At 69.8% G+C, this 12,093-nt stretch carries 9 protein-coding genes; 2 read left to right on the top strand and 7 right to left on the bottom strand.

What is annotated here, in order from left to right:
* Positions 1 to 24: 24 nt before the first annotated feature.
* The 5 genes from MHO01S_RS15385 to MHO01S_RS15405 all read right to left on the bottom strand — a co-directional run bounded on the left by MHO01S_RS15385 (position 25) and on the right by MHO01S_RS15405 (position 6,781).
* A complete protein-coding gene (locus MHO01S_RS15385; protein WP_060958962.1) occupies positions 25 to 1,539 on the bottom strand; it encodes a sulfatase family protein in 1,515 nt (504 codons plus the stop codon).
* Positions 1,536 to 2,378 carry an ATP-binding cassette domain-containing protein gene (locus tag MHO01S_RS15390; protein WP_060958963.1) on the bottom strand — a complete coding sequence of 281 codons (843 nt, stop codon included), beginning with the start codon at positions 2,376 to 2,378 and terminating at the stop codon, positions 1,536 to 1,538. Before MHO01S_RS15390 ends, MHO01S_RS15385 begins: the two co-directional genes overlap by 4 nt.
* On the bottom strand, positions 2,375 to 4,243 hold the full coding sequence (locus MHO01S_RS15395; protein ID WP_061782563.1) for a dipeptide/oligopeptide/nickel ABC transporter permease/ATP-binding protein: 1,869 nt from the start codon (positions 4,241 to 4,243) through the stop codon (positions 2,375 to 2,377). Before MHO01S_RS15395 ends, MHO01S_RS15390 begins: the two co-directional genes overlap by 4 nt.
* Positions 4,240 to 5,181, bottom strand: coding sequence for an ABC transporter permease (locus MHO01S_RS15400; RefSeq protein ID WP_060958965.1), 942 nt, complete (start codon positions 5,179 to 5,181; stop codon positions 4,240 to 4,242). The genes MHO01S_RS15395 and MHO01S_RS15400 overlap by 4 nt, the downstream gene beginning before the upstream one ends.
* 64 nt (positions 5,182 to 5,245) lie before the next feature.
* Positions 5,246 to 6,781, bottom strand: a complete 1,536-nt coding sequence (locus MHO01S_RS15405; RefSeq protein WP_060958966.1) for an ABC transporter substrate-binding protein — start codon at positions 6,779 to 6,781, stop codon at positions 5,246 to 5,248.
* A 191-nt stretch (positions 6,782 to 6,972) separates the two neighbouring features.
* Here MHO01S_RS15405 and MHO01S_RS15410 point away from each other — a divergent pair, with 191 nt between their 5' ends.
* Positions 6,973 to 7,650: a TetR/AcrR family transcriptional regulator gene (locus tag MHO01S_RS15410; RefSeq protein ID WP_060959074.1), complete on the top strand. Its 678-nt coding sequence runs from the start codon at positions 6,973 to 6,975 to the stop codon at positions 7,648 to 7,650.
* Positions 7,647 to 10,148, top strand: coding sequence for a glycoside hydrolase family 2 TIM barrel-domain containing protein (locus MHO01S_RS15415; protein WP_061782564.1), 2,502 nt, complete (start codon positions 7,647 to 7,649; stop codon positions 10,146 to 10,148). Before MHO01S_RS15410 ends, MHO01S_RS15415 begins: the two co-directional genes overlap by 4 nt.
* A 25-nt stretch (positions 10,149 to 10,173) precedes the next feature.
* Here the strand turns inward: MHO01S_RS15415 and MHO01S_RS15420 are convergent, their stop codons facing one another.
* Together MHO01S_RS15420 and MHO01S_RS15425 are read right to left on the bottom strand one after the other, a co-directional pair.
* Complete coding sequence (locus MHO01S_RS15420; protein WP_060958968.1) at positions 10,174 to 10,785, bottom strand: GNAT family N-acetyltransferase; 612 nt, start codon at positions 10,783 to 10,785, stop codon at positions 10,174 to 10,176.
* An 86-nt stretch (positions 10,786 to 10,871) separates the two neighbouring features.
* Positions 10,872 to 12,093: HNH endonuclease signature motif containing protein (locus MHO01S_RS15425; protein WP_061782565.1), on the bottom strand; the 1,222-nt coding region annotated here is incomplete at its 5' end.

Raw genomic sequence — 12,093 nt, forward strand, 5'->3', positions numbered from 1 at the left:
CGGGGGTGGGTGTGGTCGCGGTCATCAGGAGGATGCGCGGATCTGGCTGACGTACTGCTCGACGCGCGCCAGCAGCTCGTGGTCGTACGGCCCCCAGTCGGGTCGGGGAGTGTCGGGGCCGGCATAGGGCAGGTCTCGATAGTGGTCCTGGTACTCGCGAAGGGTCTGCTCGAGCTGGGCGCGCACCTCGACGTACGCGGGATCGTCGGCCACGTTGCGCAGCTCGGCTGGATCGGCGACGAGGTCGTACAGCTCCCATTCGGGCTCGAACTCGGCATCCGAGGCACCGGGCACGCCCATGCCCACCCCGTAGTAGTGGATGAGCTTGTGCGTCGCGGTACGGATGCCGTAGTGCGCGGGAGCGGCATGGATCGGGTCGTCGTGCTCCCAGTAGCGGTAGTACGCGGCCTCCGGCCAGTCCTCCACCTCTTCGCCGCGCAGCAGCGGGCGGAAGCTGCGGCCCTGCGAGGTGGGCAGGGCGGATGCCGCGTCGATCCCGCACACGTCCAGGAAGGTCGCGGCGAAATCGACGTTGGTGACGATGCCCGCGCAGCGGCTCGCGGCGGGGATCTCGGCCGGCCAGCGGATGAGCATCGGCATCTGCAGCGACTCGTCGAACATGAGTCGCTTGTCGAACCAGCCGTGATCGCCGAGGAAGAACCCCTGGTCGGAGGTGTAGACGACCATCGTGTTCTCGGCGAGGCCGCGCTCGGCGAGGTGGTCGAGCAGTCGGCCCACGTTGTCGTCGATGGACTGCACGCACTGCAGATAATCGCGCATGTAGATCTGGTACTTCCAGCGCATGCGCGCCTCGCGGTTCTCGGGGCCGCGCAAATGCGCCGGCACCTCCTCCTTCAGGTCGTCCGCCCCCATGTCGTCGGCGATCGTCATACGCACGCCCTGCACGGCCTTGCTGCGCGTCGCGTGGTCGTCGAAGAACGTGTCGGGCTCGGGGATCGTGCCGTCCGCGTAGAGGTGGTGGTGCTTCTCGTCCGGAACCCACGGCCGGTGCGGCGCCTTGTGGTGGACCATCATGCAGAACGGTTCATCACCCCTCGTGGAGACCTCGTCGATCCAGTCGATCGCGAGGTCCGTGACGATGTCCGTCGCGTAGCCGGGGACCGGCCGGCTGCCGTTCTCATCGATCATCTCCGGGTCGACGTAGTCGCCCTGTCCGGGGAAGATCTTCCACGCGTCGAACCCGCGCGGCAGCGCGTTGCCGTGCTCGCCGAGATGCCATTTGCCGAACATCGCGGTGCGGTATCCGGCGCCGTGGAGCACATCGATGAACGTCGGCACCCGGTAGTCCATCTCGGTCCAGATCGAGGAGACGCCGTTGATGTGGCTGTAGGTGCCGGTCAGGATCGTGGCCCGGGACGGGCTGCAGATGGAGTTCGTGCAATAGACGGCATCCATGCGCACACCCTCCTGTGCCAAACGGTCCAGGTGCGGCGTCGCGTTGACCTTGCTGCCGTAGGCGGAGATCGCGTGGGCGGCGTGGTCGTCCGACATCACGAAGACGATGTTCGGGCGACTCATCGTGCGGCGGCCTCGGCCGCGAGCACCGCTCGTCGGGCGAGGCGGCGCTCCTCCTGCTTGTCGGGATCGGGCACGGGGGCCGCCATGAACAGCCGCTGCGTGTAGGGGTGCTGCGGCCGAGAGGTGACCTGGTCGCCGTCGCCGGCCTCGACGATCTCGCCCCGGTACATGACGGCCACGCGGTGGCTGACGTGACGGACGACGGCGAGGTCGTGGGTGACGAAGAGGTAGGCGACGCCCGTGCGCTCCTGGATCTCGATCAACAGGTCGAGCACGCGCGCCTGGGTCGACAGGTCCAGCGCCGACACGGGCTCGTCGCAGACGATGAGGCGAGGACTCAGCGCGAGGGCGCGGGCGATCGCGACGCGCTGGCGCTGGCCGCCCGAGAACTCACGCGGCAGGCGGCTGCGCGCATCGCCGGGCAGGCCCACCTGATCCAGCAGCTCCCGCACGCGGGTCTTGGCCTCCGCCGAGCCGACGCCGGCGACCGTGAGGGGCTCCGTCAGGATCTGCTCGATGGTCATCGACGGGTTCAGCGACGAGTACGGGTCCTGGAAGACGACCTGGATCTGCGAGCTGAGGGCGCGGCGCTCCCGTCGCCCCAGGTGCGAGATGTCCTGGCCATCGAAGCGGATCGTCCCTGCCGTGACCGGCGCGAGCCCGAGCGCGGCGCGCCCCAGCGTCGTCTTCCCCGATCCGGACTCGTCGACCAGTCCCACCGTCTCGCCCGGCAGGATGTCGAGGGAGACGCCCTTCAACGCCCGGAACGGTTCGGCGCGGAAGCCCTTGCCGGGGTATTCGACGACGAGGTCGGTGACCTCCAGCAGCGGCGCGCTCATGCTCCGGCTCCGTTCGTGGTGGGGAGGAGGGGGCCGCGGGCGGGACCCTCGTCGAGGATCGCGTCCAGCAGCGTCTGCGTGTACGGGTGCCGCGCGTCGGTGAAGATCGCCCGCACGGGGCCCTGCTCGACGAAGCGGCCGTTCTGCATGACCGTCACGCGGTCGCAGAGGTCGGCGACGACGCCGAAGTTGTGCGTGACCAGCAGCATCGCCATGTTGCGCTCCGCCTGCAGGTCGCGCAGCAGATCGAGCACCTCGGCCTGCACCGTCACGTCGAGGGCCGTCGTCGGCTCGTCGGCGATGATCAGGTCGGGGTCGGTCGAGACGGCGCCGGCGATCAGCACGCGCTGGGCCATGCCGCCCGACACCTCGAACGGGTAGGCGTCGAAGGTGCGCTTGGGCTGCGGGATGCCGACGCGGGCGAGCAGATCGAGCGCGCGCTCGCGTGCCTCGGCCTTGGACAGGCCCAGGTTCTTGCGCAACGGCTCGACCAGCTGGCTGCCGATCGTGAACGACGGGTCGAGGTTGCTCATCGGCTCCTGGGGGATGTAGCCGATGCGCTTGCCGCGGATGCCGGAGTACACGCGCTCCGAGGCGTCGGCCAGCTCGGTGCCCTCGTAGAGGATCGAGCCGCCGGTGACGGTGCCGCCGCGCGGGAGCAGCCCCAGGACGGCGAACGCCGTCTGGGTCTTGCCCGATCCGGACTCGCCGATGAGGCCGTGGACCTCGCCGCGGCGGATGTCGAGGGACACGCCGTGCACCACCTCGATGTGCGAGCGGTCCGGCTGGTCGTAGCCGACCCGCAGGTCGCGCACCTGGAGCACCGTCGCGCTCGCCTTGCTGCGCGCGTCCTCGGGGTGCACGATCACGTCGGCGCCGTCGAGGACCGGCGGCTCGTCGGGGTCGACGAGGTCGCCGCCGCCGAGTCGCACCGACGTCGTCACCGCGGCGATCGAGCCGGTGGCGGTCGTGACGGCGCGGCGGCGCTTGCGGCGCACCGTCACGGTCCGCTCGAGCTCGTCGCGCATGACGTTGGCGAGCAGCGTCAGGGCGATGCAGGTCAGGGCGATGGCCAGCGACGGCCACAGCATGAGCGTGGGCTGCTTGTAGATGCTCTTGAAGCCGTCGTTGAGCATGGCGCCCCAGGTGGGCACCGACGAGTCGCCGAGGCCGAGGAACTCGAGGCCGGACTGGATCGCGATGGCGATGCCCGCGATGATCGCCGACTGGATGATGATCGGCGCGCGCACGACCGACAGCACGTGGCGGCCGATGATGCGGACGTCGCTGAGGCCGGAGACGCGCGCGGCATCCACGTAGAGCTCGGCGCGCACGGCCGTGACGGACGCGAACACCAGCCGGAAATAGGCGGGCGACAGCAGGACGCCGAAGATGAGCATCGACAGCCACACGGAGGGGCCCAGCGCGGCGCGCGCCGCGAGCAGGACGACCATCGCCGGAAGCGCCATGTTCAGCTCGGTGACCCAGGTGGCCACCGTGTTGAACCAGCCCTGGTAGTAGCCGGCGATCAAGCCGGCCACGACGCCGAGCAGGAGGGCGGTGATCAGCGCCACGAGCGCCGCGGCGATGCTGGTCTGCGTCGACAGCAGCAGACGCGAGAACACGTCGCGGCCGGCGCTGTCGGTGCCGAGCAGGTGAGCGCCGCCGGGCGGGGCGAGGATCGCGCGGATGTCGGCGTAGTTGGGGTCCTGCGGGGCGATGACGGGACCGATGATCGCGATCACGGCGACCAGGGCGAGGAACGCGAGGGAGACGAGGCCGAGCGGGCGGCGCACGAGCCGGCGCATCAGCGAGACGCGCACGGGCGCCACGGGCACGGCGGGGGGAACGTCGACAGCGGTCATGACAGACGCACCTTCGGGTTGAGAGCGGCCTGAACGAGATCGATCAGGAGGTTGACGACGACGACGATGATCGCGAAGACGATCACCAGGCCCATGACGGCGGGGATGTCGCCCTGCGTCGTGGCCTTGACGGTCAGCTGGCCCATGCCGGGGATCGCGAAGACCTGCTCGACGATGACGGCGCCGCCGAGCAGCCCGATGAACTGGACCGCGAGCACCGCGAGGGCGGGACCGCCGGCGTTGCGCAGCACGTGCTTGTAGACGACGGAGCCCGTCGACAGGCCGCGCGAGCGGAGCGTGCGGACGTAGTCGCGGGACATCGCGTCGATCACCGAGCCGCGCACCTGCTGGGCGACGGTGGCGATGGCGCCCAGCGAGAGGGCGATGATCGGCAGCGTCACGGACGCGATCCAGCCGCTGAACGATGTGGTGAGGGGGACGAACCCGGTCGCCTTGAACCAGTGCAGCTCGATCGCGAAGACGAGCACGAGGCCCAGGGCGATGAGGAAGCCGGGGATCGCGAAGCCGATGAGCGAGAGGAACTGGACGAGGCCGTCGATCCACCCGCCGCGGCGGGCGGCGAGCACGCCCAGGACGATCGAGAGGACCGCGGAGACGAGAGTGGCGCCGATCACGATCGACAGCGTCACGCCGACGCGTCCCGACACGCTGACGCTGACGAGCTCGCCGCTGAACCAGCTGCGGCCCAGGTCGCCCGTGAGCGCCGAGGTCAGCCAGTCCCAGTACTGCACCAGGAGGGGCCGGTTCAGGCCGAGCTCCTCGGTCTTCTTGGCGACCGTCTCGGCCGTGGCGGTCTCGCCGAGGATGCGGCGGGCGATGTCACCGCCGGCCGCATAGAGCAGCACGTAGGCGAGGAAGGAGATGACGGCGACGAGGACGACGCCCGAGGCGATCCGCCTGAGGATGAAGGTGAGCATGGCTCTCTCCGGGTTCGAGCGGCGCTGCCCGCCTGCGGAGGCCGCAGGCGGGCAGCGCGGCGGATCAGTTCTTCGGCGAGAAGCTGAAGATCGACGGGTAGGCGTTCGTCGGCCAGAAGTCGACGGTCGTGTTCGCGTCGGTCGCGAAGGAGCCCTGCACGCGGAAGAACGGGGCGAACCATGCCTGGTCGACCAGGTACTTGTTCAGGTCCTTCAGCGCCTGGTCGGACTCCTCGGTGGAGCCGGTCTGGATCGTCGCGATGTACTCGTCGACCTTCGGGTCCTGGGACTTGAAGGGGTTGAAGGTCGCGCCGGGGGCGATCATGAAGTTGATCAGCTGCCAGTCGGGGTCCTGCTGCAGCGCCATCCAGGTCGCCGGGTACTTCGGCGTCAGCATGTCGGAGATGAAGTTGTTCGTCCCGGTGTCGGTGTACTGCACCGTGACGCCGATGTCCTGCAGCTGCTGCTTGATCAGGTCGAACGAGGTCTGGAAGGCGGCGACCGAGGGCATGCTGATCGTCAGCCCGTTCGCGTAGCCGGCCTCGGCGAGCAGCTTCTTGGCGCCCTCGGGGTCGTAGGCGTACGTCGAGTCCAGCGCGGCGTCGTACGCGACGGAGGAGGTGGGGAAGACCTGCTCGGTGACGGTGCCGTAGCCGCTCTGCAGCGACTGCAGGAGCGCCTCGCGGTCGAAGGCCATGTTGATGGCCTGGCGCACCTTGACATCGCCCAGCGCCGGGTTCATCGTGCCCGCGCGGTCGAACAGGAGCAGGCCCTGGAAGTCGAGCTCGTTGGACGCGATCGTCCAGCCCGAGCCCTCGACCTCGCTGATGGTCGTGTTGTCGGCGATCTTCGCGCCGTTGGCCTCGCCGGCCTTGATGGCGTTCAGGATGGCGGTGGTGTCGTCGATCACGTTGACGGTCAGGTTGTCGTACTTGACGGCATCCTTGTTCCAGTAGTCGGGGTTCGCCGTGTACACGTACGTCGTGCCCGTGACCGTGGCGGCCGTGTCGAGGATGTAGGGGCCCGATCCGACCGGCTTGGTGGCCACGTCCGCGTCGGTGAACGACGACGGGGCGGCGACGAGGCCCTGGGCGAGCGAGAGCGAGTTGAGCAGCGCCGGGTTCGGGGCGGTCAGCGTGATGGTCACCGTGTGGTCGTCGGTGGCGGCGTAGACGTTGCCCTTCATGGTTCCCGCCTGCGGCGACGTGCCGTCGCGGAAGCGCTCCAGGCTGGCGACGACGGCCTTCGCGTCGACGGGCGTGCCGTCGGTGAAGGTCGCGTCGGTGCGCAGCGTGAGCGTGAGGACCGTCTTGTCGTCGTTGTAGGACCACTCGGTGGCCAGGTTGGGCTGGAGCTGACCCTTCGAGTCCTGTCGGAGGAGGGTGTCGAACACCGCCTCGAAGTACTCGCTGCGGTTGCCCCATTCGGCGCCCGCGCCGATGTCGTAGCTCGTGGGGGCGGCGATCGTGATGAGGGTGAGGCGGTCTGCCCGCTCACTGCTCGACCCGCTGCCGCCGCCGGATTCCCCGCCACCGGCGCAGCCGGTGAGTGCGAGTGCAGCGACGACCGCGAGGGCTGCTGTGGCCTTCCAACGGAACATCCTTGGTCCCTTTCTCGGGTGGGCGATACCCCTGCGGACCGCCCTGTCGGGGGACGCTAGCAGCAAATCCGAAGGAGCACTAGGTTTTGAAGTCAAATATCTAACGACTACTAGGTTTTCGTTATGAAACCGTGCACACTGGTGCCGACGGCGCCGAACCGCGGCGACCGGGATGGGGCACGATGGTCACGATGACCGAGACGACGACACCGCGACGCGCACAGCGCGGCGAATACGCCAAGAGCGAGGTCACGCGCAACGCGATCCTCGATGCGGCGCTGGAGGTGTTCGCCCAGGGCGGCTACCGGGCGGGATCCCTCCGGGAGATCGCGCAGCGCGTCGGCATGAGCGAAGCCGGCCTGCTGCACCACTTCAAGAACAAGAGCACGCTCCTGCTCGCGGTGCTCGACCACCGCGACGAGCAATCGCGCAAGGTCGTCGACTTCGACGACGAGGACGGGGTCGAGACGCTGCGCGCGCTCGTGCAGCTCGCCCGCTACAACGCCTCGATCCCCGGCGTCATCGAGCTCTTCTGCACCCTGTCGGCCGAGGCCACGTCGCCGACGCACCCCGCGCACGGCTACTTCCTGCGCCGCTACGAGTACGTGCGCTCCAGCATCGCGGCGGCCTTTCGGAAGATCGAGGCCGACGGACGTCTGATCGGCACCATCGATCCCTTCCGCGCCGCGGTGGCGACCACCGCGCTCATGGACGGCCTGCAGGTGCAGTGGCTGCTCGACCCGACGTCGACGGACATGGCCGAGGCGCTCGCGGAGTTCTTCCGCGGGTTCGTGCGCGGCTACGACCTCGACGCGCTGGAGCAGATCCTCGACGCGCGGATGGGTGCCGAGCCGGACGTCGCCCCGTGATCCGGCTGCCCTTCCACCAGGGGTGGACGGTCGCGCCCAAGCTCGCCGCGTTCGAGAGCCGGGAGGCGGCGACGGCGCCGGTGCCGGTCGCGATCCCGCACGATGCGCTGCGCGATCTTCCCCGCGGCGCCGACAACGACGGCGGTGTCCACACCGGCTACATCCCCGGCGGGGTGTTCGTCTACGCGCGCTCCTTCGAGGTGCCCGCCGCGTGGGAGCACAAAGGCGTCACGATCGAGTTCGAGGGCGTCTACCGCGACGCCGTCGTCTACGTCAACGGCGACTTCGCGGCCCATCAGCCCGACGGCTATGCGGCGTTCGCGGTGGCCGTCGACGCGTTCCTGCGGTTCGGTCGCACCAACACGATCACGGTGGAGGCGCGCGCCCACCGCGACAGTCGCTGGTACACGGGTGCCGGCATCTACCGGCCCGTCCACCTCGTGGTCGCCGACCCCGTGCATCTCAGCCTGGACGGCACGACGGTGACCACCCCCGACATCGATGCCGAGCGTGCGGTCGTCGAGGTCGCCACGCGCGTCGAGAACCTCACGCGTCACACCCGCACGCTCCGCCTGCGCTGGGAGATGGTCGATCCCCGCGGCGGCACGGTCGCCGCGACGCACGCGCCCGTGACGGTGCTGCCCGGGGCGTCGGCCGTCGCCCGGGCGCGCCTGATCGTCGAGCGCCCCGCGCTGTGGGGGCCCGACGATCCCGCCCTCCACGAGGTGCGGGTGACGCTCGCCGACGAGGCCGCGGGGGAGGCGGTGGGGGAGGAGGTGGAGGGCGGCGGTGCGGTGCTCGACGAGGATGCCGTCCGCTTCGGCATCCGGCGCCTGCAGCTCGACCCGCAGCACGGTCTGCGCATCAACGGCGTCGTGGTGGATCTCCGCGGCGCGTGCGTCCACCACGACAACGGCGCGCTCGGGGCGATCACGCACCCCGACGCCGAAGACCGGCGCGTGCGGCTGTTGAAGGATGCCGGGTTCAACGCGATCCGCAGCGCGCACAACCCCGCCTCCCGGGCGCTGCTGGATGCCTGCGACCGACACGGCATGCTCGTGATGGACGAGTTGAGCGACGTGTGGACGCGCGCCAAGACGGGCTTCGACGCGTCGGTCGGCTTCGACGGCCGGTGGTCCGCGTCGGTCGCCGCGCTCGTCGCGAAGGACCGCAACCGTCCGAGCGTCATCCTGTACTCGATCGGCAACGAGATCCTCGAGCTGGCGACGCCGCACGGCGCGACGTGGAGCCGGCGCATCGCCGAGGAGTTCCGCCGTCTCGACCCGACCCGCTACGTCACCAACGGCATCAACGGTGTGATCGCGAACATGGAGCGGCTGCCGGAGATCCTCGGCGAGATCGCCGCGACCGACCCGAACACGATGATGGCCGGACTCGGCGCGCAGATGGCCGCCGCGAACGCGTCGGAGCTGATCACCCGCTCCACGGAGGAGTCGGCCGCCGTGCTCGACGTCGTCGGCTTCAACTACGGCGATGCCCGCTACGAGCTCGACGCGGAGCTGTTCCCCGACCGCATCATCGTCGGCTCGGAGACCTTCCCCGACCGCATCGCGCACCTGTGGGAGCAGGTGCGCCGGCTGCCGCACGTCATCGGCGACTTCACCTGGACCGGGTGGGACTACGTCGGCGAGGCCGGCATCGGTCGGGTGGAGTACACCGACGTCGACGGGTACCGCTCGACCGGCACGGCCGGGCCGTACCCGTATCTGCTCGCGCAGTGCGGCGACATCGATCTGACGGGGCGGCGCACCCCGGCATCCTTCTACCGGGAGATCGCGTTCGGGTTGCGGCGCGCGCCGGCGATCGCCGTGCACCGGCCCGCGCACCACGGCCGGCCGGTGGAGAAGACGCCCTGGTCGTGGGACGACGTCGTGTCGTCGTGGTCGTGGGCCGTCGAGGCGGGTGCGCCGGTGACCGTCGACGTGTACGCGGATGCCGAGGAGGTCGAGCTGCGTCTGGTCGACGCGGACGGCGACCGCCTGATCGGCCGGGCGCCGGTGGGCGACCCGCGGCCGCTCATCGCGCGGTTCGAGACGCACTACCGCCCGGGGCGGCTGGTGGCGATCGCGTGGCGTGGCGGGGTGGAGGTGGGTCGCACCGACCTGGTCACCGCGGGCGCGCTCGCGCTGCGCGTTCGTGCCGAACAGGATGCCGTGGACGCCGACGGCGGCCTCGCCCATCTCGTGATCGAGCTCGCGGATGCCGCTGAAGCCAGTGCCGATACCGGTACGGACGGCGCCGTGGTGTGCGACCGCGACACGGAGGTGACGGTCCAGGTGACCGGCGCGGGCGAGTTGGCGGCGCTCGGGTCGAGCCGTGCGCGGACGACGGAGTCGTTCGCCGGTCCGTCGCGTCGCACGCACGACGGACGCGCGCTCGCCGTGGTGCGCGCCACGGGCGAGGGAGAGATCACGGTCACCGTGTCGGCGGAGGGATACGCCCCCGTCGTGCGGCGACTGGTCGCGCAGTCGCGGTAGGGAGTGTTGCGGGAACCTGCCTCTGCTAGCGCGAGCTCTCGGTGGAGCGGAGGGCATTGAGGCGCTCCTGAAGGCCGTACTTCACGGTCGGCCATTCCCCGTCGATGATCGAGTACACGACCGTGTCGCGGATGGTCCCGTTCTCGAAGACCGTGTGGTTACGCAACACGCCGTCTTGCTTCGCGCCCAGCTTCTCGATGGCCGTGCGGGATTGCCGGTTGTGCCAGTGCGCGCGGAACTCGACTGCCCCGCAGCCCAGATCGTCGAACGCGCGACTCAGCAGCAACAGCTTGGCGGCGGGGTTGATCCCTGTTCCTTGCGCATTCCTGCCCAGCCACGTGCCTCCGATCTCCAGGCGTCGATTCGTCGGCTCGATGTTCAGGTACGACGTCATGCCGACGGCACGGTCGGAGGCGGCATCGATCACAGCCCACGGAACCATCGAGCCCTCAGTGTGCGCGGCGAGACGTTTCTCGATGGTCCCCGACATCTCGTCCGGCGAGGGGATGTGGGTGTACCAGGCTTCCCACATATTGCCCACTCGAACGGCGTCGACCAGGTCGGCGCGATGCGCCGCGCTGAGCGGTTCCACACGCACGAACTCATTGCTGAGAACTGGAGCGGCGAGGAAGTCCATTTCCCCATCGTATGGTTCCCGCTCACCTCGACATCGAGCCCCACCATCCTCGAGCAACACGCCCGAGGCGCCCGCGACGCGCGGCGTCAGAAGGGTGGTGGCTCGGCCGGTGTGGCGGTGGTGGGGACGAATCTGACCAGGCTGGGTGGGTGGTCTTCGTAGTGGCGTCCGGTGGGTGAAGTCCATTGGAGGGTGCCGTGGCCGAGGTGTCGGACCTGCCAGGCGGTGTGGTGTTTGACGGTGTGGTGGCGGCGGCAGAGGTGGGCGAGGTTGTCGGGGGCGGTGTGGCCGCCGTGGCTGGCGGGGGTGGTGTGGTCGCGGTCGCAGCGGTGGGCGGGGCGGGTGCAGCCGGGGGTGCGGCAGCGTTCATCCCGTGCAGCGAGGTAACGGCGGATCTCGGCGGACGGCCGGTACCGGTCGACGGCGACGGGGATGCCGGTGGCGGGGTCGATGAACACGCGATCCCACCCGGGGGCCAGGGCGGCCAGGCGTCGGGCGATCGTCGGGTCGATGGGCCCGTAGCCGGTGAGCAGGGCCGGGGCGCTGTTCGGGTCGCCGGCGAGGGTGAGGGCAGGGACCGTCACCTGGATCTGCGCCGTCACCGCTTCCACTCCGGCACCGGTGGCGCGGGTGGAGGCAGTGGCGGTCAGGAGCAGGTCGGTGAGGATGTCCGCGCGGACCTGCGCCAGAGTGCGGGAGTCCTTCACGATCGGCGTGGTCGTGCAGGTCGCGTCGGTGGCGCGGACGGAGCTGGTGATGAGTGTCTCGCCACGGCGGGTGTCGCTCGTGCCCCCGGCGACGCGCGTGTTCACATCGATATCGACGCCAGTGATGGCATTGGACTCAGTGTCCTCGTCGGTCTGATCGAGGATCGCCCGACCCCGGGCCGTGAGGGTGTCGTGGATGGCGTGGGCGAGCGGCGCGGGAAGATCCGCGATCAACCGGGCCATCCCATCGTCCAAGGCGAACAAGCGCACGGATCTCTCGTCGTACGCGCGCTGCGCGGCCTCGGTGAACGCGGCCGGGTCGATGGTCGCTGCGATCGCCTTCGCCGCCGCGCTCATCCGCGCAGGCGACTCCGACCGGGCCGCCTCCAGGGCGAGACTCTCGTACCGCGCCCGGTCTGATTCAGAGGTGAGAAGCGTGCCGGTGCGGCTGATCGCCCACGCATGAGCGGCATCGATCTCCCCGCCCGCCCACACCTCAAGTGTCCGCGGGAACAGGGTGCTCAGCAGGTATGCCTCCGACATCCGGCGTTGCACACCCCGATCCGACACCCGCAACGCCATCGCGAGCTCCAACGCGACC

The organism is Microbacterium hominis NBRC 15708, from assembly GCF_001592125.1.
GTDB classification, from domain to species: Bacteria; Actinomycetota; Actinomycetes; order Actinomycetales; family Microbacteriaceae; genus Microbacterium; species Microbacterium hominis.